Annotated in this window: 15 protein-coding genes, 6 tRNA genes and 1 pseudogene; 21 read left to right on the forward strand and 1 reads right to left on the reverse strand. The window is 61.5% G+C overall.

What is annotated here, in order from left to right:
* Window positions 1-147 precede the first annotated feature (147 nt).
* From DW029_RS04495 to DW029_RS04505, 3 genes are all read left to right on the forward strand, one after another.
* Complete coding sequence (locus DW029_RS04495) at window positions 148-1,548, forward strand: PTS transporter subunit EIIC (RefSeq protein ID WP_118345398.1); 1,401 nt, start codon at window positions 148-150, stop codon at window positions 1,546-1,548.
* A gap of 107 nt (window positions 1,549-1,655) precedes the next feature.
* Window positions 1,656-3,197 (forward strand): glycoside hydrolase family 32 protein, encoded by a 1,542-nt coding sequence (locus DW029_RS04500; RefSeq protein WP_118345399.1) that lies wholly within the window; start codon window positions 1,656-1,658, stop codon window positions 3,195-3,197.
* A 95-nt stretch (window positions 3,198-3,292) separates the two neighbouring features.
* Window positions 3,293-4,285, forward strand: a complete 993-nt coding sequence (locus tag DW029_RS04505) for a PLP-dependent transferase (RefSeq protein ID WP_158572613.1) — start codon at window positions 3,293-3,295, stop codon at window positions 4,283-4,285.
* A 101-nt stretch (window positions 4,286-4,386) separates the two neighbouring features.
* Here the strand turns inward: DW029_RS04505 and DW029_RS11665 are convergent.
* A pseudogene (locus DW029_RS11665) lies at window positions 4,387-4,608 on the reverse strand (winged helix-turn-helix domain-containing protein); the annotation flags it as partial.
* A gap of 316 nt (window positions 4,609-4,924) precedes the next feature.
* Here DW029_RS11665 and DW029_RS04515 point away from each other — a divergent pair.
* The 18 genes from DW029_RS04515 (at window position 4,925) to DW029_RS04600 (ending at window position 22,379) form a co-directional block, all read left to right on the forward strand.
* Window positions 4,925-6,436, forward strand: a complete 1,512-nt coding sequence (locus tag DW029_RS04515) for an IMP dehydrogenase (protein WP_118237491.1) — start codon at window positions 4,925-4,927, stop codon at window positions 6,434-6,436.
* Window positions 6,437-6,696: 260 nt separating this feature from the next.
* Window positions 6,697-9,273: a leucine--tRNA ligase gene (gene leuS / locus DW029_RS04520; protein ID WP_118345401.1), complete on the forward strand. Its 2,577-nt coding sequence runs from the start codon at window positions 6,697-6,699 to the stop codon at window positions 9,271-9,273.
* A 258-nt stretch (window positions 9,274-9,531) separates the two neighbouring features.
* Window positions 9,532-10,026, forward strand: a complete 495-nt coding sequence (gene rimP, locus DW029_RS04525; protein WP_117794244.1) for a ribosome maturation factor RimP — start codon at window positions 9,532-9,534, stop codon at window positions 10,024-10,026.
* A 1-nt stretch (window position 10,027) separates the two neighbouring features.
* Window positions 10,028-11,275, forward strand: coding sequence for a transcription termination factor NusA (nusA, locus tag DW029_RS04530; RefSeq protein ID WP_118345402.1), 1,248 nt, complete (start codon window positions 10,028-10,030; stop codon window positions 11,273-11,275).
* Window positions 11,276-11,366: 91 nt separating this feature from the next.
* Window positions 11,367-14,081 (forward strand): translation initiation factor IF-2, encoded by a 2,715-nt coding sequence (gene infB, locus DW029_RS04535; protein WP_117735032.1) that lies wholly within the window; start codon window positions 11,367-11,369, stop codon window positions 14,079-14,081.
* An 11-nt stretch (window positions 14,082-14,092) separates the two neighbouring features.
* Window positions 14,093-14,503, forward strand: coding sequence for a 30S ribosome-binding factor RbfA (gene rbfA, locus DW029_RS04540; RefSeq protein WP_006234038.1), 411 nt, complete (start codon window positions 14,093-14,095; stop codon window positions 14,501-14,503).
* The gene (locus DW029_RS04545) at window positions 14,496-15,539 is read left to right on the forward strand and encodes a bifunctional oligoribonuclease/PAP phosphatase NrnA (RefSeq protein WP_089571696.1); all 1,044 of its coding nucleotides are present in this window, start codon (window positions 14,496-14,498) and stop codon (window positions 15,537-15,539) included. The genes rbfA and DW029_RS04545 overlap by 8 nt, the downstream gene beginning before the upstream one ends.
* 15 nt (window positions 15,540-15,554) lie before the next feature.
* Window positions 15,555-16,487, forward strand: a complete 933-nt coding sequence (gene truB, locus DW029_RS04550) for a tRNA pseudouridine(55) synthase TruB (RefSeq protein WP_118345403.1) — start codon at window positions 15,555-15,557, stop codon at window positions 16,485-16,487.
* Window positions 16,484-17,491: a riboflavin biosynthesis protein RibF gene (gene ribF / locus DW029_RS04555; protein WP_233543799.1), complete on the forward strand. Its 1,008-nt coding sequence runs from the start codon at window positions 16,484-16,486 to the stop codon at window positions 17,489-17,491. The genes truB and ribF overlap by 4 nt, the downstream gene beginning before the upstream one ends.
* A complete protein-coding gene (gene dnaG / locus DW029_RS04560; RefSeq protein ID WP_118098492.1) occupies window positions 17,484-19,583 on the forward strand; it encodes a DNA primase in 2,100 nt (699 codons plus the stop codon). The genes ribF and dnaG overlap by 8 nt, the downstream gene beginning before the upstream one ends.
* Window positions 19,584-19,693: 110 nt before the next feature.
* Window positions 19,694-21,043: an RNA polymerase sigma factor RpoD gene (rpoD, locus tag DW029_RS04565; protein ID WP_117742812.1), complete on the forward strand. Its 1,350-nt coding sequence runs from the start codon at window positions 19,694-19,696 to the stop codon at window positions 21,041-21,043.
* 165 nt (window positions 21,044-21,208) lie between these two features.
* Window positions 21,209-21,283: transfer RNA gene (locus DW029_RS04570), tRNA-Asn, on the forward strand.
* A gap of 34 nt (window positions 21,284-21,317) precedes the next feature.
* Window positions 21,318-21,392, forward strand: a tRNA-Asn gene (locus DW029_RS04575).
* Between the two features lie 34 nt (window positions 21,393-21,426).
* Window positions 21,427-21,501 (forward strand) — tRNA-Asn (locus tag DW029_RS04580).
* 34 nt (window positions 21,502-21,535) lie between these two features.
* Window positions 21,536-21,610, forward strand: a tRNA-Asn gene (locus DW029_RS04585).
* 34 nt (window positions 21,611-21,644) lie between these two features.
* Window positions 21,645-21,719: transfer RNA gene (locus DW029_RS04590), tRNA-Asn, on the forward strand.
* Window positions 21,720-21,753: 34 nt separating this feature from the next.
* Window positions 21,754-21,828: transfer RNA gene (locus DW029_RS04595), tRNA-Asn, on the forward strand.
* 161 nt (window positions 21,829-21,989) lie between these two features.
* Window positions 21,990-22,379, forward strand: a complete 390-nt coding sequence (locus DW029_RS04600) for an Asp23/Gls24 family envelope stress response protein (protein WP_195919456.1) — start codon at window positions 21,990-21,992, stop codon at window positions 22,377-22,379.
* The last annotated feature ends 23 nt before the right edge of the window (window positions 22,380-22,402 follow it).

A 22,402-nucleotide genomic window follows, 5' to 3' on the forward strand; every position in this document is an offset into this window, starting at 1 on the left:
TTTGCCTTAAAACTACCTTTCGCCGGCTTTTTCCTACCGTTCATCCTATTATGAAAACGATTACAGAATTATGAAACTGAAAACGATTACAGTATAAGTGTCAAAGATGGCCGGGTGCGAATGCACCCGTTGGAGGAAAGGGAAGTCATGGACTACCGCAAATCAGCCCAAGAGGTGCTCGACAACGTCGGTGGCGCCGACAACGTTGTTTCGGCCGCGCACTGCGCTACGCGTCTTCGCCTGGTGATCGCCGATAACGCCAAGGTTAACAAGGGGGCCATCGAGAACGTCGACGGCGCCAAGGGCGTCTTTGAGGCTCAGGGCCAGCTTCAGATTATTTTTGGCACCGGCACTGTCAACAAGGTCTACGAGGAGTTCATCGCGCTTAGTGGCGTCGAGGCTGCCACCAAGGCCGAGGTCAAGGAGGCCGCGGCGCAGCAGCAGAACATCTTTATGCGCGCCATTAAGGTACTCGGCGACGTCTTTGTCCCCATCATCCCCGCCATCGTGGCTTCGGGCCTGCTGCTGGGAATCATGAGCGCCCTCAACTTTATGGCCTCCAACGGCTTTATCGCGCTCGACACCAATAACTTTATCTACAAGATCGCCGACCTGGTCTCGGGAACGTCCTTCGGCATTCTGCAGATCCTGATCGGCTACTCCGCCGCCAAGGCCTTTGACGCCAACCCGTACCTGGGTGCCGTCGTCGGCGGTGCGTTCATCAACTCCTCGCTGCAGAGCGCCTACACGGTTGCCTCCGAGGGCGTGCAGACCATGGTCACCGTCATCCCCGGCGTGTACAGCTTTGAGTGGGTCGGCTATCAGGGCCATGTGATTCCCATCGTTATCGCCTGCGCCATTCTCGCCTTCCTCGAGAAGCGTCTCCACAAGGTTGTCCCCGAGATGTTCGACCTCTTTGTGACCCCGCTTGTCTCGGTGTTCGTGACCGTGCTCGTGACGCTCGTTGCCGTCGGCCCCATCTTTGTTTGGGCCGAGAACGCCATCCTCGGTCTGATCCAGACCCTGCTGACCCTGCCCTTCGGCATCGGTTCCTTTATCGTCGGCCTGTTCTATGCCCCCACGGTCGTTACCGGTATCCACCAGATGTACACCGCCATCGACCTGGGCCAGCTCGCCCAGTACGGCGTGACCTACTGGCTGCCCATCGCTAGCGCTGCCAATATCGCCCAGGGTGGCGCCGCGCTTGCCGTTGCCTTTAAGACCCGCGATGCCAAGATCAAGGGCCTGGCGCTTCCTTCGGCTCTGTCCGCCTTTATGGGCATTACCGAACCTGCCATCTTTGGTGTGAACCTGCGCTTCTTTAAGCCCTTCATCGCCGGCTGCATCGGCGGCGGCTGCGGTGCCCTGGTCTGCGCGCTCACCTCGCTGGCTGCCTCCGGCACGGGCGTTACCGGTATCTTCGGTATCCTGCTGTGCCTGGCCCAGCCCGTGCAGTACGCGATCATGTTTGCGGTCGCCGCGCTGGTTTCCTTTGGCGTCTCGTTTGTCCTGTACAAGGACGAGCTCAAGGCTTCCGAGCAGGCCTAAGGGCTTTTGATTGAGGGGGTGCTCGCGGGTTGTATGCTCGCGGGCGTTTCCCGTATCTGGTGCCGATATCTGGTGCCTAGTAACTTTCGATCCGTTAGGACTTTGATATGTCTAATGCACTTGGTCGCGACCTTGTAAAGCTGGTTGCCGCTGTTGACGCTGCCGCCTCTGAGTGCGGTCATGGCGCGTATGGCCAGCACTTCCATATTATGCCGCCGGCGGGTTGGCTCAATGACCCCAACGGTCTTTGCCAAGCGGGCGGCGTGTTCCACGCTTATTTTCAATATGCGCCGTTTGATGTCGAGGGTGGCGTTAAGGTCTGGGGTCATGCGACGAGCCGCGACCTTATGACGTGGGACTACGTTGGCGCCCCGCTGCTGCCCGACGAGCCGTTCGATTGCCATGGCGTGTATTCGGGCTCCGCGCTTGCTGAGGACGGCCGCATTCGCGTGCTGTACACGGGCAACGTTAAGCTTTCCGATGCAGACGGCACGTACGACTACGTCAATACCGGTCGACGAGCCGATACTGTTTATGTCGAGAGCATTGATGGTCTTGCCGGTCGGGAGTTCAGCCAAAAGCGCGTGGTGCTGGCGTCCGATGATTATCCCGAGGATTTGACCTGCCACGTGCGCGATCCCAAGGTGTGGCGTGACGCGGACGGGCGTTATCACATGGTGCTGGGCGCCCGTCGTCGCGTGGATGGACCGCATATCGAAAGCCATTTTTGTGCGATGCACGGCGAGGGTGCCGGGCGCGATGTGGGCGAGATCCTGGTATATGGCTCGGCCGATATGTTGAGCTGGGAACTCGAGAGCCGTGTGTCTACGCCCGAGCGTTTTGGCTTTATGTGGGAGTGCCCGGGATACCTTGAGCTTGAGGCGGATGGCGGTGCGCCGGCGAAGTGGCTGTCCTTCTCTCCCCAGGGGCTCGAAGGCGGTCGTTGGGACCGCGGCAACGTATACGCTGCTGGCTACATGCCTGTAACAGGCGACATTACCGGCGGCGACGGTGCCTATGAGCTGGGCGAGTTCCGCCTGTGGGACGCCGGTTTTGACTTCTATGCTCCGCAGGAGTTCACGGCCGAGGACGGTCGCCACATGCTGATCGGCTGGATGGGCATGCCCGATGAGCCGACCTATGGCAACGCGCCCACCGTGGTGTGCGGCTGGCAGCACTGCATGACGGTGCCGCGTGAGCTTACAGCCGGTGCCGGCGGCGTGGTGCTGCAGCAGCCGGCGCGCGAGATCGAGCGCCATTATGCCTCGGTGCGTGTGGGGGTGGGCTCGTTAGAGGTTGCCAGCGATACCTGCTTTGACGTTGTTGTCGACGGTGTCAACGACGCGTTTACCGCGACCGTTGATGACGAGCTGAAGCTGGCGTTTGTGCCCGCCGAGGGCGAGCTGCCCGCGCGCTTTGAGATGCGATTTGCCGATGAAGGCCGCGCTTCTGCCGGCTGCGGTCGTACCGTGCGCTGGGAGCCCGTCGACGAGGTTCGTAACGTGCGCGTTGTTGGCGATGTCTCGTCGGTCGAGGTGTTTGTGAACGATGGCGCGCTCGTGTTTTCGACACGCATCTATCCCGAGGCCTATGGCGTGACCGTTGACGCTCCGGGTGCGAGCGTGAACTATCACACGCTCATCATCTAGGTGATTCGTCTCATATCGGCGCTATACTGCAGCCGTTGCCCACGATGCGGGGAACACCCGCAGCGTGGGTTTTTGTTTTGAGGGGACGGTGCCGTATGGGCGTACAGCAGCTAGAAGAGGCCTGGGTTTTGAGGACCGGCGCGCGTGAAGCGCGGTTGCTCACGGCCTCGCATGTGCCAGCAGCGTTGTCGCAATTGGGGATTGTGCGCCCCGGTGACCGCCTAGTTGCGTTTGCCGATGACTTTGTCGATGCGTTTGCGCACGGCTTTGATGCCCTCAACGTGGCTATGGTGGGGGAGCTGTCGGTTGCAGCGTTTGACGCCGCGTCCGCGGGCTTTGATGCTTCGTTTGATGCCGTGGGCCCGCATCTGTGGTGGTTCGTTAACTCCATTGGCGGGTTTGGCCTGCGCGTGCCCGATCTTCGTGCTCTTGGCCGCGCGGCTCGTGATGCCCGTGCACTCCTCGTGGTGGATAACACTGTGGCAAGCGTCTTTGGGTGTGATCCGCTGCGCTTGGGAGCCGTGCTGTCGCTCGAGGCCCTTGATCGTGTGTGTGCCGGTGGGGCTCCGCGCAAGCTTGTGGCGGCGTCGGTGGCGCGCTCGCAGCTCAAACGGCAACGTGTGGACACCGCTGCCGAGTGCGCGCATGCGTTGCTTACCGGCTGCGGTGCGCCTGTGCTTGATCTGCCTGCCGATGAGGTCGATGTGCTGGAGCGCGGGCTCGAGACGCTCAACGCTCGCATGCAGGCTCACTTCGACCGCGCCCGTGCGCTGGCAGAGTATTTGGCTGCGAACGAGATGGTGCGCAATGTGCGTTACCCCGGGCTGAGTTCGCATCCCGATCATGCAGTTGCAACGGGAATCCTCGAGCACGGCTTTGGTCCGGTAGTTGAGTTTGACCTTATCGAGCGCAGCGCAGGTGAGCTGTTCGAGGCTTTGCCGGGGGAGTTTCGCACATCGCCCGCCGGCGGCGCCGCGACGCGCCTTTCTGCTCCACGCGGCAAGCAGGGGAGTACCATCCGCCTTTTCGCCGGCACCGACGATCCTCTGGCAGTAGCGGCCACCCTAGACCACGCCCTCCGCAAGTAGCTAATTTGGGACGGGGCTTTTTTAGCTACCCAATGTCAATTTTTGGCTATGAGTCAAGAATGCTCTGGATGGGTAGCTAAATAAGCCCCGTCCCAAATTAGCTACTCTTTGATGCTGGCGATGAGGTCGTTGGCCTTGGTGGCGATCACTTGATTGATTTCTGCTTGCAGGCCCTTGTAGACCGCTACGGCTCGCTCGCCGGTGGGGGTGAGCGTGGATCCGCGGGCGCCGTCGCGCTCGATGAGCTTGCAGCCCAGTTGCCCTTTGGCCTCGTTCACAATGCGCCAGGCCTTGGAATACGCCATGCCCATACTCTTGGCGGCGCGGTTGAGCGAGTGCTAGCGGGCGATACCCTGCAGCAGCAAGACGCAGCCGTGGCCGAACACGCCCGGCAGATCGTTGTCACACGATTGAATGACCAGTCGCGCCGTCGTCTTGTACTCCATGTGCCCCACGTCTTCCCGCTAAAGTGTTTGCTGGGCAAACGCAATGCCTGCGTCAAGCCCTCGTGTGCTCTTCTTAATTCATGCTTTGTAGCAGTCAAAGTGCGTTAAGATACTTCCCCAGTATTGGGCGCCCAAGGTTGGGCTGGGTCCTACGAGGCCTGCAGCCGACCGGTCGCATGGAAAAAGGAGAAACATGGCTACGTTCTTTCCCGGTGAGTCCCACACGTTTTCGGAGTATCTGCTGGTCCCTGGTTACTCGTCCTCGCAGTGCATCCCCAATAACGTCTCTCTTAAGACGCCGTTAACCCGCTTTAAGCGCGGTGAGAAGCCGGCAATCACCCTGAACATCCCCATGGTTTCCGCCATCATGCAGTCCGTCTCGGGCGTCGACATGGGTGTCGCGCTCGCTACCGAGGGTGGCCTGTCCTTCATTTACGGTTCCCAGACCCCCGAGTCCGAGGCCGCTATGGTCAAGGCCGTCAAGGATCACAAGGCCGGCTTTGTCCAGTCTGATTCCACGCTGACTCCCGACATGACTATGGAGCAGGTTATCGCCCTCAAGGAAAAGACCGGTCACTCCACTATGCCGGTTACCGACGATGGCACCCCCAAGGGCAAGCTCGTGGGTATCGTCACCAGCCGTGACTATCGCCCCAGCCGCGATGATCACCAAAAGAAGGTCTCCGAGTTCATGACCCCGCGTGAGCAGCTCATCGTGGGCGACAAGAACATCAGCCTCAAGGTTGCCAACGACGTCATCTGGGACAACAAACTCAACGCCCTGCCGATCGTCGACGACAACGATCACCTCATGGGCATCGTCTTTCGCAAGGACTACGACAGCCACAAGACCAACCCCAACGAGCTGCTCGACGGTGATAAGCGCTACATGGTTGGCGCCGGTATCAACACCCGCGACTATGCCGAGCGCGTGCCGTTGCTTATCGAGGCCGGTGCCGATGTCCTGTGCATCGACTCCTCCGAGGGCTTCAGCGAGTGGCAGAAGCGTACCATCGAGTGGATTCGTGCCAACTACGGCGAGGACGTCAAGGTCGGTGCCGGCAACGTCGTCGACGCCGAAGGCTTCCGCTTCTTGGCCGACTGCGGTGCCGACTTCATCAAGGTCGGTATCGGCGGCGGCTCCATTTGCATCACCCGCGAGACCAAGGGTATCGGTCGTGGCCAGGCCACCGCGCTGATCGACGTCTGCCGCGCCCGTGACGAGTACTACGAGGAGACCGGCGTCTACGTGCCCGTGTGCTCCGATGGTGGCATCGTCTACGACTACCACATGACGCTCGCCCTTGCCATGGGTGCCGACTTTATGATGCTGGGCCGCTACTTCGCCCGCTTTGACGAGAGCCCGACCGAGCGCGTCAACGTCAACGGCCAGTACATGAAGGAGTACTGGGGCGAGGGCTCTGCGCGTGCCCGCAACTGGCAGCGCTACGACCTGGGCGGCGCCGCGAAGCTTAGCTTCGTCGAGGGCGTCGACTCCTACGTTCCCTACGCCGGCTCCCTCAAGGACGGCGTGGGCGGCACGCTCTACAAGGTCAAGTCCACGATGTGCAACTGCGGTGCCCTCTCGATCCCCGAGCTCCAGGAAAAGGCGCGCCTGACGCTGGTGAGCTCCACCTCCATCGTCGAAGGCGGCGCCCACGATGTTGTCGTCAAAGATTCCCAGCAGAGCGTTTCCTATCGATAAGGTAAGAGCTGCATATCAAAGGTTGATTCTCATCCACGTTATTTAGATAAAGCGAGATGCCTGCAAGTCGCAGACATCTCGCTTGTTGTATTTGCTATCATCAACCAAGTTAACCTTAGGGTCGGGCGGCTTAGCTTTGTTCGCTACAAGTTCCGCACGCAAAGAAGAGCACTTAATGTGCTCTTCGTCTTGCGCAGGACTGTCCGCAGTAGCGAATAAAGCTAAGCCGTCCGACCCCAGCTAAGATTAAAGGAGCTGATATGTGCGATTGCACAGATCATAAGGACGAGATCCCTGCCTACGACGCGCAGGCCATTGAGTCCCGGTGGATGAAGGCGTGGGACGACGAGAACCTCTTTGCCGTCGACACCGATGCCACCAAGCCCAAGAAGTATGTGCTCGAGATGTTCCCGTATCCGTCGGGCGACCTGCACATGGGCCACGCGCGCAACTACACCATCGGCGATGCCATGGCCCGTCAGGCCCGCATGCGCGGCTTTGACGTGCTGCATCCCATCGGCTTTGACGCCTTTGGTCTGCCTGCCGAGAACGCCGCCATCAAGCACAACACGCAGGCTGCCGCCTGGACGTATAAGAACATGGACCAGGCGCTCGCCACGATGAAGCGCATGGGCTTCTCCTACGATCTGGATCGCATGGTCAAGACTTGCAGCCCCGACTACTACCGCTGGGGTCAGTGGATCTTTGAGAAGATGTGGGAAAAGGGTCTGGTCTATCGCAAGAAGAATCCGGTCAACTGGTGCCCCACTTGTAAGACCGTTTTGGCCAACGAGCAGGTAACCGAGGGTAAGTGCTGGCGCTGCGGCACCGAGCCCGAGAAGCGTGACCTCGAGCAGTGGTACTACAAAATCACCGACTACTCCCAGGAGCTGCTCGACGACTTGGAGAAGCTCCCCGGCTGGCCCGAGCGCGTCAAGCAGATGCAGGCCAACTGGATCGGTCGCTCCGAGGGCGCCGAGGTCGACTTTACCCTGTGCGACCGGGATGGGGAGCCCATCGAGGGCGACGAGGGCAAGATCACCGTCTTCACCACGCGTGCCGATACGCTCTTTGGCGTTTCCTTCTTTGTCCTGGCTCCCGAGTACGCTCGTCTGCACGAGCTCGTCGAGGGCACGGAGTACGAGGAGGCCGTCACCAAGATCGTCGAGGACTCCAAGCATATCTCTGCCGTCGAGCGTGCCCAGGGCACCCTCGAGAAGCACGGTGCCTTCACGGGCCGCTATGTGGTAAACCCCGTCAACGGCGAGAAGGTCCCCGTGTGGGTTGCCGATTATGTCGTTGCCGACTACGGTACCGGTGCCGTCATGGCCGTTCCCTGTGGCGACCAGCGCGACTTTGAGTTTGCCCGTAAGTACGACCTGCCGATCGTGCCGATCATCCTGGACGATGAGGATCGCGCTGCCGTCGAGGCCAGCGGCGAGACCATCGACACCTTCCATGCCGAGACCGTCGACTGGGATTGCGCCCATGCCGCCGAGGGCACGCTGGTGCAGTCGGGCAAGTACACCGGCATGCGCGGCGGTAAGCACTCCGAGGGCGAGTCTGCCATCGTTGCCGACCTCGAGGCCATGGGCTGCGGTCGTCGCAAGGTCGAGTTCCGCCTGCGTGACTGGCTCATCAGCCGTCAGCGCTATTGGGGCAACCCCATCCCGGCCATCCACTGCGAGCACTGCGGTATCGTGCCCGTTCCCGAGGATCAGCTGCCGGTGACGCTGCCCGAGAACCTGGACCTGGGCGCCGGCGAGACCCTCGCCGAGTGCAAGGACTTCTACGAGACCACCTGCCCAGTCTGCGGTCGCCCGGCCAAGCGCGAGACCGATACCATGGACACCTTCACCTGCTCCAGCTGGTATTACCTGCGCTACACCGACCCGCACAACACCGAGCTGCCCTTCTCCAAGGAAGCTGCCGACCGTTGGATGCCCGTCGATAACTACATCGGCGGCATCGAGCACGCCATTTTGCACCTGCTCTACAGCCGCTTCTTTACCAAGGCGCTGCGCGACCTGGGTCTGCTGAGCGTGGACGAGCCCTTCACCAACCTGCTGTGCCAGGGCATGGTCAAGGACGAGAACGGCGACACCATGTCCAAGTCCAAGGGCAATGTTGTGCCCCCGAGCTCGGTTATCGAGCCCTACGGCGCCGACACCATGCGTCTGGCGATCCTGTTTATCGCCCCGCCCGAAAAGGACTTTGACTGGGATCCCAAGGCCGTTGAGGGCGCCAACCGCTTTATCAAGCGCGCCTGGCGTATCGTGTGGCAGCTCGTCCAGTCTGGCGATGCCAACGTGGTCTTCGACAAGTCCGTGCTCGACGAGGCCGCACTCAAGCTCTATCGCGAGCGTCACCGCACCATCGCCAAGTGCACCGAGGACTTTGACCGCGGCCAGTTCAACACTGCCATCTCGGCCGTCATGGAGCTCGTCAACGCCGCGAGCGCCTACCTCAACGCTACTGAGGGCGCTTTCCGTGACAAGGCCCTGTGCTACGGCGTGGCCAAGGATATCGTGAGCGTCCTTGCCCCCATCTGCCCGTTCTGGGCCGATGAGCTGTGGCATGAGGCGCTCGGCTGTGAGGGCAACGCCTACACCGCCGCCTGGCCCGAGTTTGACCTGGCCGAGTCCATCGAGGACACGGTGCAGATTGTCGTACAGGTGCTCGGCAAGGTCCGTGGCCGCATCGACGTCGCCCGCGACGCCTCCAACGAGGAGATGCAGGCTGCCGCCGAGGCCGCCGTTGCCAAGTGGCTTGAGGGCAAGACGGTCGTCAAGGCCATCTGCGTGCCCGGCAAGCTGGTCAACCTGGTGGTCAAGTAAACGCTGCATGCATAGCTGACGCATAAACGACGAGGGGCGATCCGGCTGGGTTGCCCCCCGTTTTGTTTTGTCTGCTCAAAGCGCCTGCGGTCAATTGTCTTATTCTTGTGGAGATGCTGTGGGCACGCTGACCTGCGGGTTTCTGTGGCACTTGCGTGTTTCCGCAGGTATTGGTATAGTTTGCTTGCAAATGAAGTTGTAATTGAAAGAAGTGGGGTCTCGGCCCCGCTTCTTTTTTGTATGGATGGAGGTGCCGCAATGGTCAAGACCAAGACCGAGCAGGCGATCATCGACGCGCTCGAGGCCGTCGCTCCCCAGCACGATGTCGACATCGTCGACGTCGAGCTCGTGGGTGCCACCAAGGCCCCCTGCGTGCGTGTGCGTATCGAGGGTGCCGAGGGTCAGAGCCTGTCCCTCAACGACGTCACAGCCAACACCAAGTGGGTCGGCGATGTGATTGAGGAGCTCGACCCCATCTCTTCGAGCTATATGCTCGAGGTGTCGAGCCCGGGCATGGCGCGCCCGCTGCGCCGCCCGTGCGACTTTGCCCGCTTTGTGGGCGAGGACTGCGAGCTCACCTCCACCGCCACCGAGGGCCGTCGCAAGTACGCCGGCAAGATTGCCGCCGCCACCGAGACGAACGTGACCCTTGAGCTCGAGGACGGCGAGTCCGTTACCCTCGATTTCTCTGATGTTAAAAAATGCAAGTTGAAGCCCACCTACGACTTCAAGCCCGCGAAGGAAGGAAAGTAAGATGGCAGCATCCGACATGATGTCCGCCCTGATGGAGCTTTGCCAGGAGAAGCACATCGACCAGCTCTACCTGATCGACCGCCTGGAGCAGTCGCTCGCCAAGAGCTACGCCGAGATCCTGCATCTTGAGTGGGGCGCCAAGGTGACCATCGACCGCACCACCGGCAAGATCTATGTCTACCGCCTGGAGCCGATCGACGATTCCATGGACGAGGAGGGCAACTTTACCGAGTTCGAGGAGATCGACGTCACTCCCAAGAACACGAGCCGCATCGCCGCCCAGCACGCCAAGTCCGAGATCAACGCCATCGTTCGCAACTCCGCCCGCGAGCAGATCTACGAGGAGTTCTCCGGCCGCATCGGCGACCTCATCAGCGGTACCGTGCTGCAGTCCACCCCCGACTTTACGATCGTCAAGATTCGCGAGGGCGTCGAGGCCGAGCTTCCGCACTTCGACCAGCGCCGTTACGAGAACGAGCGCAACGAGCGTCCGATGGGCGAGCGCTACCTGCACAACCAGCACATCAAGGCCGTGATCATCGACGTTCGCGACCCCAACTCCAACCTGCAGCCTGTTCGCGGCGAACACAGCCGTCCGCCGATTGTCATCTCTCGTACCCACCCCGAGCTCATGCGTCGTCTGTTTGAGCAGGAGGTGCCCGAGATCTATGAGGGCACCGTCCAGATCAAGTCGATCGCCCGCGAGCCCGGCCAGCGCTCCAAGGTCGCCGTCCACTCGCTCGACGATCGTCTGGATCCCGTGGGCGCCTGCGTCGGCCCCAAGGGCAGCCGTGTTCGCGCTGTCGTGGGCGAGCTCCGTGGCGAGCGCGTCGACGTCATCCTGTGGGATGCCGATCCTGCCGTCTACGTCGCCAACGCCCTTTCGCCCGCTAAGGTCACCCGCGTCCTCATCGACGAGGAGAAGGCCTACGCCGGCGTCATCGTGCCCGACGACCAGCTGTCCCTCGCCATCGGCAAGGAGGGCCAGAACGCCCGCCTCGCCGCGCGCCTGACCGGCTGGCACATCGACATCAAGTCCGAGACGCTTGCCGCCGACATCCTCAAGAACGTTCCCGTTCACGAGGAGCCCGCCGCCGACCTGATCGGTGACGAGGAGGACGAGGATGTCCGCCGCTGCGAGTACGTGTCCGAGGACGGCATCCAGTGCCGCAACCAGGCTCGTCCCGGCTCCCGTTTCTGCGGTGTCCACGACACCGACGCCTTCGATGATGCGGAGGACCTGATCTAGCGCGCGGTCGCGCCGGGCGGGTCCCGGCGCATCTCCCACGCTCGTTCAGTCTCTAGGCACCCAAGGTGCCAGAAAGGGTAGGTGAAGTCATATGGCAAAAGTCCGTGTGTCCACCCTGGCCAAAGAGTTCGGCATGACCTCCAAGGAACTGATGGGTCATCTCGCCGATATGAAGATTCCCGCTAAGTCCGCTTCCTCCACCTTGGAGGACGCCTATGTCGCTATGGTCCGCAAGCAGCTCGCTTCGGTGATCGAGGCCCGCGCTCAGGAAGTCGAGGCCGCCAAGCAGGCCGAGGAGGAGGCTGCCGCCGCCGAGGAGGCCGCTCGCGCCGCCGAGGCCGAGCGCGAGCGCATCGCCGCCGAGAAGGCCCGCGAGGAGGAGCGCCGCCAGTTTGCCGCAGCCCAGGCTGCCGAGGAGGCTGCGCGCGCCGAGGCCGAGGCCAAAAAGAAGGCCGAGCAGGAGCGCCTTGCCCGCGAGAAGGAGGAGGCAGCCCGCGAGGCTCAGCGCCGCGCCGTTCCCGCTTCGGACTCCGGTTCGCGCTTCCGTTCGCTGCTCGACCAGATCGCCGCACAGGAGACCGTGCTCAAGGAGAAGAAGGACGCCGAGGACAAGGCCAAGGCCGAGCGCGCCGCCGAGCGCGGTAACCGTCGTGGCGGTAACAACGACCGCCGCGGTGGCCGTCGCAACGACCGCAACGCCTCCGACAACAACTCCGAGCGCAACGTCTCCGAGAGCCGCCCGCACAGCCATCGCACCAACGCCAGCAACAACGTCGCTGCCGGCATGGACTTCCCCAACCCCGACAAGCAGGGCAAGGGTAAGAAGCGCAAGGGCGGTCACAACAACGAAGAGGACCACTACAGCCGCATGGCTCGCGAGGCCGAGGAGTACAGCCGCGAGAAGGTGCTCGAGGAGGCCCGTGCCGCCGTCGAGGAGGCCTCTCGCGAGTCCACCGGTCGCCGCAAGAAGCGCAAGGAGAAGCGCGAGCGCGAGGCTGCAAAGGCTCAGGAGGAGCGCAAGATAGAGGAGGCATTGGCCCAGGGCGTGAACCCCGAGGAGCTCGATGCCATCAAGGTCTCCCAGGGCGTTACGGTCCAGGAGCTCGCCGAGGCGCTTGACGTTCCGGCCAACGATATCATCAAGCGCCTGTTCCTGCTGGGTACGCCGCTCACCATGACGCAGTCCATGTCCGACGACCTCGTCGAGCTCGTTGCCGACGACCTGGGTCGTCAGATCAAGATCATCACCCCCGAGGAGGAGAACACCTTCTCGTTCTACGACGATCCCGCCGACCTTAAGCCGCGCGCACCGGTCGTCACCGTCATGGGCCACGTCGACCACGGTAAGACGTCGCTGCTCGACGCCATCCGTCACACCGGTGTCGCTGCCGGCGAGGCGGGCGGCATTACCCAGGCCATCGGCGCTTCGCAGGTCATGATTAACGACCGCAAGATCACCTTCATCGATACCCCGGGCCACGCCACCTTTACGGCCATGCGTGCCCGTGGTGCCAAGGTGACCGACATCGTCATTCTGATCGTGGCTGCCGACGACGGCGTCATGCCCCAGACCATCGAGTCGATCAACCACGCCAAGGCCGCCGGCGTACCCATCGTCGTCGCCGTCAACAAGATCGATAAGCCGGGTGCCAACCCCGACCGCGTGCGCCAAGAGCTCACCGAGTACGGCATCATCCCCGAGGAGTGGGGCGGACAGAACATGTTCGTCAACATCTCGGCAAAGCAGAAGATTGGTATCGATGATCTGCTCGAGACCGTGCTGCTCCAGGCCGACGTGCTCGAGCTCAAGGCCAATCCCGACACCTTTGCCTCCGGCAACGTCCTCGAGGCCAAGCTCGACAAGGGTCGCGGCTCGGTTGCCACGGTGCTCGTCACCCGCGGTACCCTGCACGTGGGCGATACGCTGGTCGCCGGCCTTACCTACGGCCGCGTCCGCGCCATGCTCGACCCGAAGGGCAACGCCGTCACCGAGGCCGGTCCTTCCGACGCCGTCGAGATTCTGGGTCTTCAGTCCGTGCCCAACGCCGGTGATGAGTTCCGCGTGTTCGAGGACGAGCGCGAGGCTCGCGCCCTTGCCGACGAGCGTTCGCTCAAGGCCCGTATCGAGGAGCAGAGTCGCGTTAAGCACGTCACGCTCGAGAACCTCTTCGAGACCATTGCCGACGCCGAGGTCAAGGAGCTCAACCTGATCATCAAGGCCGACGTTCAGGGTTCTATCGAGGCCCTTCAGGACTCGCTCGACAAGATGGACCAGTCCGAGGTGCGCATCAACACGATCCACTCCGCAGTCGGTGCCATCAACGAGACCGACGTCGTCCTGGCCGACGCCTCCAACGCCATCATCATCGGCTTTGGTGTCCGTCCCGACGGTAAGGCCCGCTCCGCTGCGGAGCGCGAGGGCGTCGAGATCCGTTGCTACGATGTCATCTACAAGTGCCTCGAGGAGCTCGACGCCGCCCGTATCGGCATGCTCAAGCCCACCGAGGTCGAGGTCTCCACGGGTACCGCGACCGTCTTGGACACCTTCAAGGTGCCCAAAGTCGGTATCGCCGCCGGTGTCCGCGTCGAAGAGGGCGAGATCGCCGCGACCGATTCCGTGCGTCTGGTGCGTGACGGCATCGTGGTCTTTAACGGCAAGATCGCCTCGATGCGCCACTACAAGGACGAGGCCAAGAGCCTCAAGAGTGGTTCCGAGGGCGGCATTGGCCTGGAGAACTTCCAGGACATCAAGCCCGGCGACCAGATCGAGGGTTACCGCATCGACCAGGTTGCCCGCACCGAGTAGGGGGTAGCGCTATGAAGCAAACGCAGGCAACCCGCCGTCTGGGCGAGCAGCTTCGCGAGAAGCTCGGTTATATCCTGCTCTTTGAGGTTTCCGATCCGCGTCTCGACCTGGTTACTTTGACCGCGGTCGAGGTCGCGGTGGACCGTTCGTTCGCGCGCGTGTACGTGTCGTGCGATGCGAGCCGCTACGATGAGGTCATGGAGGCGCTCGCAAGCGCCAAGGGCCGTATTCGCAGCCTGTTGGCTCGCTCGCTCGATTGGCGTGTTACGCCCGAGCTCGATTTTCGCATCGATCGCTCGACCGATGAGGCAGAGCGCATCACGCGTGCGCTGGAAAACGTTCCCGCCACGCTTGCGATCGAAAAGGACGAGGACGGCTACCCCATAGCGGATGCCGCCCAGGAGGCAGCTTTAGATGACTAATTCCGCCGACCTCGCCTCGTGCGAGTCTGCAGATATTCAGCGACGCATCCTCGAGCTCATCGAGGATGCGTCCTCCATTGCGATTTCGGGACACACTTCTCCCGACGGCGACGCCCTGGGCTCCGTGCTGGGTCTGGGCCTCTCGCTTATGAAGTTTTTCCCCAACAAGGACATTGCCCTGCTGCTAGCAGACGATGACCCGGTTCCGCGCATCTACCGCTTTATGGAAGGCTCCGATCGCCTGGTGCCGGCATCTGCGTACACCGGCAATCCTGACCTGTTCATCTCGGTGGACGTACCGGTCGTCGAGCGCCTCAATAATTCCGCCGAGGTGCTTCGCCGCTCCAAGCATGTGGTGTGCTTCGATCACCATCCGGCGCGCGAGGAGTTTGCCGAGCTAAGCCTGAGACGCGTCGAAGCTGCAGCCTGCGCTATGATTATCGACCGCTTCTTGGACAATTGCGGCATTGTCGCACGTGATGGCGTTGCGACCTGTCTGCTGTGTGGCCTGGTTACCGACACCGGTCGTTTTCAGTACCAAAACGCCGATGCCGCCGCATTCCATGCGGCCTCGCGTCTGGTTGCCCACGGTGCCGATCCGGCCCGTGTTGCGCTCGAGGTCTACCAGAGCATGCGCGTTGAGTTTTTGCACCTCAAGTCCATCGTTATGGGCCGCATCAAGACGGTGGCCCACGGACGCGTCGCGTATAGCTACGCGTACCAGAGTGACCTTGAGGCTTGCGGTGTCACCTCGGATGAGTGTGACGGCCTAGTTGACGTGGTGCGCTCGGTGATGGGCGTCGAGGTCTGCCTGTTTCTGAAGGGCATTGAGGGCGATACCAAGGTGCGCGGCAACCTGCGCTCCAAGGGCGACCTCAATGTGTCTGAGATCGCTGCTGCTTTTGGCGGAGGCGGACATCCCGCTGCCGCCGGTTTCTCCAACAACGGAACGATTCTCGAGACGCTTACCGTGGCACTTCCCATGCTGGCCGAGCTGGTGGGGGAGGATCCCGCTTCGGTGACCGTCGAGCTTTAATTTTTTGGATGGTACATGGCTCGTCGTACACCTTCTCAACTGAATATGCTGCTTGCTGTCGATAAGCCGGTGGGCTGCACGTCCCACGATGTGGTTTCGCAATGCCGGCGTGCCCTCCATGAGCGGCGCGTCGGCCATGCCGGCACGCTCGACCCCATGGCATCGGGTGTCATGGTGGTGGGTGTGGGCCAGGCCACCCGTCTGCTGGGCATGCTCACGCTCGATACCAAAAGCTACGTCGCCGACATCTCGTTTGGCGCCGAGACCAATACCGATGATGCGGAGGGCGAGGCGGTCCGCACGGTGCCCGTTGCACCCGAGCTGCGCGATCCGGCCTATGCCCGCGAGCGCTTGGCCGCCATCTTGGGCCCGCAGATGCAGGTGCCGCCGGCTTTTTCGGCTATCTCGGTAAATGGCGTTCGCGCCTACAAGTCTGCTCGAGAGGGCAATGCGGTGGACCTACCTCCGCGCCCTGCCGAGGTCTATGCCGCCGACCTGATCGCCGTGGGCGGTGAAGGTGATACATGTGTGTGGACCGTGGCGTTCTCGGTGAGCAAGGGTACCTATATCCGTGCACTCGCTCGCGACTTGGGCCGCGCCTGTGAGAGCGCCGCGCACATTTCCGCGTTGCGCCGCACGGCCTCCGGTGTTGTTTCCATTGGCGCTTGTCATGCGGTCGAGGAGCTTTCTCCCGAGTCCGCGGCTGGCTTTGCCCTTGATCCCATTGCGGCCCTGGGCGCCACGCGTGTTGACTTGCCGGGCAATCTTGCCGACGACCTGCTCTGCGGCCGACGCATTCCCGTTGAGCGTGCGCTTGCCGATTTCGATTCCTCGAAGGCGCCGTTCGCGCTGGTGCTCGATGGCGGGCTCAAGGCGCTCGCCCGCATTGAGAGTGGCCGCTTTGTCATGGATCACGTGTTTCCGCAGGCAATCGGCGGTGTTCGATGATGTTTTCCGCTCGCGAGCTCGCGCGTATCTTTTTCGCGGGCGAGTCGGACGAGGCTCGCATCGTTACTGCCGATGTGTTTGATGAGTGCGAGCACTTGGGTGCTGCCTCCATCGCCATCGGCGTGTTTGATGGTGTGCACCGTGGACACCAGGAGCTTGTTGCGGCGCTCGTCCGTGATGCCCGTGCCCATGGCTGCAAGGCGGTCGTAGTTACCTTCGATCCCGACCCGGACGTTGTCGTGAGCCCTTCACCCGCTCAAAAATTGATGACGACGGCCGACCGTCTGCATGCCTTGGCTCAAACCGGGGTCGATGCAGTGGTGGCCGTTCCCTTTACGCCTGAGGTTGCGGCACTCGACCATGTCGGTTTTCTCGCACTGTTGTCACGCGTGGTCGACATTCGTTCGATTCGCGTTGGCAGCGACTTTAGGCTGGGTCGCGGCGGTGCTTCTGGTGTTGCCGAGATGCGCGTCTGGGGTTCCGAGCGCGGCGTTGATGTGTATGGTCACGACCTGCTTTGCGAGGGCGGTGAGGCCATTTGCGCCACCCGCATTCGTCACGAGCTGGGACAGGGCCATGTGGGGCTTGCTGCTGGGTTACTCGGCCGCCCGTATATGGTGCGTGGCGGTGTTATTCGCGGTCGTCACGAGGGTTCTGGCATGGGCTTTCCCACGGCAAACCTGCAGGTTCCCAGTGGCATTCAGGTGCCTGCCGATGGCGTGTATGAGGGTCTGGTGCTGGTCGATGACACCGTGTGGCCCGCTGCTGTCAACGTCGGCCTGCCGCCAACGTATGCCGACGATGCGGCATCTGCGCATCTCGAAGCCAACTTAATTGGGTATACGGGCGACCTGTACGGCGCTTCCGTTTCGCTGGCGTTTACGCGCTGGCTGCGTCCGTCACGCGTGTTCGATTCCCTGGACGAGTTGATCGCGACCGTCGAGGGTAATATCGATGATATCCGTCATAACTTGGGTGAGCAGGGGGTGAGTATCCGTGATTAGCGATGAGGAGAAAGACCAGGTCCGCGCTGCGTCCGATCTGGTAGCCATCGTGCAGGAAACGGTTGAGCTCAAGCCCCGCGGCCATGAGTTTTGGGGCTGCTGCCCCTTCCATGGCGAAAAGACCCCGTCGTTTCACATTATCCCTGCCACGCAGGTGTGGCACTGCTTTGGATGTGGCGAGGGCGGCGACGTCTTCACCTATATCATGAAGCGCGAGAACCTGAGCTTTCCCGAGTCAATCCGTTATTTAGCCGATCGCGCGGGTATTGAGCTGCACGACACCGGAGACCGCCGCGAGCGCGGTACTAAGCGTGCCCGAATCTACGATCTGTGCGCCCAGACCGCCCAGTTCTACCACACCATGCTTATGCGCGGTAAGGACGGCCGTCCACGTGAGTACTTCGCCAGCCGCGGCATGGGTGGCGACGTCTGCCGCCGCTACTGCCTGGGCTTCGCACCGGGTCGTAACATGCTGGTGGCTCATCTGTCGCAGGCGGGCTTTACTCCGCAGGAGATGATCGACGCCAACGTGGCTGTGAGTCGCGGGCGCGGGCAGCTTGCCGACCGCTTCTACGACCGCGTGATGTTTCCCATTTTTGATGAGCAGGGGCATAACATCGCCTTTGGCGGTCGCATCATGGGAGACGGCCAACCTAAGTACCTCAACACCGCCGAGACGAGCGTGTTTCATAAAAAGCGAAACCTCTACGGCTTTAATTGGGCCAAGGAGTTTATCGTCGCGCAGGATACCGCTATCGTGGTAGAGGGCTATACCGACTGCATCGCCTGTTGGGAGGCGGGGATTAAAAACGTCGTCGCCACGCTGGGCACTGCGCTCACGGAGCATCACGTCAAGACGCTCACCCGCTTTGCCAAGCGCATCGTGTATATGTTTGACGGCGATGCCGCGGGCCAGAAGGCCGCCCGTCGCGCGATACAGTTTATCGAGCAGGATTCGATGGACCTGCGCTGCGTGGTGCTGCCCGACGGCAACGATCCCATGGAGTTCATCACGGCGCACGGCGGAAAGGAGCTGCAGGCGCGCATCGACGCCGCCGAGCCGCTCATGGACTTCGTGTACCGTTCGCTGCAGGAAGCGAGCGACATCACCACGCCGGGCGGTCGCGCCAAGGCGCTGGAAGATGCGCTGACGCTTATCTATCCGCTGCGCGATAGCTATATGATCGACACGTACTTTATCCAGATTGCCGATCTGCTGGGTTTGGATTTGGAGACGGTGCGCGCGAGTTCGGGTCGCGTGTTTCGCGATGTCGCCAAGCGCGAAGATGCGGAACGACGTCGTGAGCAGAATTATGAACGCCAGCGGGCGCAAGCCGAGCGATCTGGTAGCGCGGGCGGTCGGTCGTCTGGTTTGCAGGGGACATCTCGTGGTGCTTGGGCGTCGGGCGCGACGCCGGCAGTAGCGGCGCCGGTCGAGGAAGAGCCGTACGACTATGTCCCGCTCGATGCTTACGGTGCCGCTCCTGTGGAGGTCGTCGACGACCTGCCGCCGATCGACGTGCCTGATGGTATGGGCTCTGCGCCCGCCGGTGCTCCGGTAGACGCCTCGTTCCCTATGGTTTTGACCGATCTAGAGCGCAAGTCCTTGGCAGGGGAGCGCGAGCTGCTGACCATGCTCACGAGCTACCCCGACCTGTTCCGCACGTATGCTGACCGCATCTGCTCCATCGAGTGGGTCGACCCGCGCCACGAGTCCATCGCGTGGGCCGTGCTGGCAACGCCGCCGGGTACCGATCCTGCGACCTGCATGGATGCGGCGCGCTCGGTGTGTCCCGAGGCGGCAACGCTTGTGAGTGCCGGGCGCATCTCCGCGACGAGCAAACACCCTACCGAGACGAACATCGTGTTCATGCTCGATACGCTCGAGCTCTACACCATCAAGCGCCGCATGCGTGCCGCACAGGCCAAACTGCGCCAGGATCGATCGCTCGATGATGAGGCCCGCCGCGCGCTGACCGTGCAGGCCGCGCAGGATTCGCAGCGTCAACGCGAGCTGCAAAAGTCTATCGGCGGCGTGGCGGACCCGTTCCGTTTGATCGGTTTGGAGACCGCGGGCACCGAACAGGCCTAGATGTTGTGGTCAACCAGCGTATTCTCGCCTATATCCAGTTCTCTTTTTGGGTATAGACGTCTATGTGTGTGCTAAAGTATTGAGTCCTGTGGACTATGAAGGGAGAATCTGTGCCAAAAAAGACTGAGAGCACGGGTACTGGGCTGGAATCCTGCGTTGCAAAGCTCATGGGCAACGGCTCAAACAGGACTTCGGTAACCGAGGACGAGATTCAGGTCGCCCTGAAGGATATCGATGTTTCTGACGAGCAGCTCACCGCGGTGTATTCCGCGCTGCGCAACAGCGGCATCCAGATTATCTCCGCGAGCGGTAACGACGACGCCCCCATGGACGTCGACGATGACGATAACGATACCGATACCGACGATTTCGATGACGACGACGAGCACGATTCCGGCTCGCTCGACGATCATGAGCTCAAGATGGCCCGTCAGGCCGACGCCGAGATGGGTTCTTCCAAGAGCAAGAAGAAGCGCACCGTGCGCACGTCCCGTTCACGCTCCCGCGTGCGTGGCATCGATGCCTCCACGGTGATGCTGACTGGCGATCCGGTTCGTATGTACCTCAAGGAGATCGGCAAGGTCGACCTGCTTACCGCCTCCGAAGAAGTCGATCTGGCCATGAAGATCGAGGCCGGTCTCGAGGCCACCGAGAAGCTCGAGGCTGCCGAGGCGGGCGAGCTTGAGCTCACGCGTGCCGAGATGCGTCGTCTTACGCGCATTGAGAACGTGGGCCTCGAAGCCAAGCAGGCACTCATCAGCGCAAACCTGCGTTTGGTCGTCTCCATCGCCAAGCGCTATGTCGGTCGCGGCATGCTGTTCCTGGACCTGATCCAGGAGGGCAACCTCGGTCTGATCCGCGCCGTCGAGAAGTTCGACTACCAGAAGGGTTTTAAGTTCTCCACGTACGCCACGTGGTGGATCCGTCAGGCCATCACGCGCGCTATCGCCGACCAAGCCCGTACCATCCGTATTCCCGTGCACATGGTCGAGACCATCAACAAGCTCGTCCGCGTGCAGCGCCAACTTCTCCAGGACCTGGGTCGCGACCCGACCCCCGAGGAGATCGGTGCCGAGATGGACATGAGTGCCGACCGCGTCCGCGAGATCCAGAAGATTTCGCAGGAGCCTGTGTCGCTCGAGACTCCCATCGGCGAGGAAGAGGATTCCCAGCTGGGCGACTTCATCGAGGACTCCCAGGCCATCGTTCCGCCCGATGCGGCCAGCTTCTCCATGCTGCAGGAGCAGCTCACCCAGGTGCTCGATTCGCTTGCCGATCGTGAGCGCAAGGTTATCGAGCTGCGCTTTGGCCTTGTCGACGGACATCCCCGCACGCTCGAGGAAGTCGGTCGCGAGTTTGGTGTCACGCGCGAGCGTATCCGCCAGATCGAGTCCAAGACCCTGGCCAAGCTCCGCCACCCGAGCCGCTCGAGCAAGCTCAAGGACTACATTGAGTCTTAGTAGTCACGGCGTTTCCGTTCCGGCAGTTAGGGACGTTCCTTTTTTGCCGGCACTTTGGGACACTCCTTGCCGCAACGGTTGGGTCGGAAAATTTCTTAAAAAAGTTCTTGCCCTGAGCTGATTCGTCCGTATAATAAACTTCGTTGCTTGAGAGCACGCTCCTATTCCTCGGTAGCTCAATGGTAGAGCACGCGGCTGTTAACCGCGCTGTTGTAGGTTCGAGTCCTACCCGGGGAGCCAGAATTTTTCAGCCCATTCCGCTGGGCTTTTAAATTCCTCGGTAGCTCAATGGTAGAGCACGCGGCTGTTAACCGCGCTGTTGTAGGTTCGAGTCCTACCCGGGGAGCCAGGTTTTTTCAGCCCATTCCGCTGGGCTTTTAAATTCCTCGGTAGCTCAATGGTAGAGCACGCGGCTGTTAACCGCGCTGTTGTAGGTTCGAGTCCTACCCGGGGAGCCAGGTTTTTTCAGCCCATTCCGCTGGGCTTTTAAATTCCTCGGTAGCTCAATGGTAGAGCACGCGGCTGTTAACCGCGCTGTTGTAGGTTCGAGTCCTACCCGGGGAGCCAGGTTTTTTCAGCCCATTCCGCTGGGCTTTTAAATTCCTCGGTAGCTCAATGGTAGAGCACGCGGCTGTTAACCGCGCTGTTGTAGGTTCGAGTCCTACCCGGGGAGCCAGGTTTTTTCAGCCCATTCCGCTGGGCTTTTAAATTCCTCGGTAGCTCAATGGTAGAGCACGCGGCTGTTAACCGCGCTGTTGTAGGTTCGAGTCCTACCCGGGGAGCCAGGTTGTAAAACCCGTCGCTTATGCGGCGGGTTTTTTCATACCGCGATCGCCTGGCGCGAACGTTACCATATCAACATTTCGTGTCGAGGATGTAATCCCGCGACCCACCACCTCAACATGGCGCGCTCGTTGTAGAATATTGCAATGATTGCTCCCACGAGATGGTGCCGCGAGCACCAGATAAGGAGATTCTTGTGTCTGAGACCATTAACGGCAGCCTGAGCGTCTCGAACGACGTTATTGCCGATATTGCCGGTTATGCCGCGATGACGTGCTATGGCGTTGTCGGTATGGCCGAGCAGCTCCAGGGCGCCGAGAGCGTGCGCCTGCTTGCCGGTCAGCGCCTCCGCAAGGGCGTGCTTGTCTCCGCCGACGAGAACGGCCTCACGGTCGACCTTCACGTCGTGCTCGAGAACGGCGTCAACATGAAGTCCGTCTGCCACAATCTTTCGAGCTCCGTTGCCTTCACTCTGCAGGAGGTCGCCCAGATCGATCCCGCCAGCCTTAAGATCGGCATTCACATCGACGCGCTCAAGAGCCGTCTGAACTAGCATCCGAAAACGGAGATTCAAAT

The organism is Collinsella sp. AF38-3AC (assembly GCF_003474365.1).
Classification (GTDB): Bacteria; Actinomycetota; Coriobacteriia; order Coriobacteriales; family Coriobacteriaceae; genus Collinsella.